1 protein-coding gene is annotated in these 552 nt (G+C 35.1%); it reads right to left on the reverse strand.

All coding sequences use genetic code 11. The features are described 5' to 3' along the window. Positions 1-53: 53 nt before the first annotated feature. Positions 54-552, reverse strand: a 499-nt coding sequence (locus FJM74_RS22125) for an SMI1/KNR4 family protein (RefSeq protein WP_206684096.1), incomplete at its 5' end; no start/stop codon positions are given.

Consider the following 552-nt stretch of genomic DNA (forward strand, 5'->3'; position numbering starts at 1 on the left):
AACGGTATAGTGGAGCATGAGCCGAAGCGGAGCAAGGTTAATGCTCCACAGGGTTACATGTTGTCGTCTTCTTTCATTTCCAGTTTTGAAGCTAATAAGTCTTTGAAGAAGGAGCCAAACTTTAGACCTGTTCTTGAAATACCATACTCTTCATGGTCAAAGAAGTATACCCTATCTTCATCCTTTTCCATATTCAAACAGTAATAGTTGCCTTCGCTACCTGCAAAAGGCAAATAACCTTCTTTTAAAAGTTCTTCAGGTATATAATCCTGTAGCTCTTTTCTTAGTCCAGCAATTCCATAAATGTCAGTGTACATAATATGAAATCTTTCAGGAGAATATTTTGCGATAAATTCTTTCTGAATTCTTGGTACCTTAATATTAAATTCCTTTTCTAATTCCTCAATTTCTGATTCATTGTAGCTGGTGAGAATCAATGAAGGCTTTATGTTTGGAAATTCTTTTGAAAGTTCTTCGCTTTCCTGCCGCAGGATAGAGAAAATGCTTTCTATTGTTTCTTCTACTTCTTTATTCATTTCTATTACATGTAAC

The sequence above is a fragment of the Pontibacter beigongshangensis genome (assembly GCF_014332515.1).
Taxonomy (GTDB): Bacteria; Bacteroidota; Bacteroidia; order Cytophagales; family Hymenobacteraceae; genus Pontibacter; species Pontibacter beigongshangensis.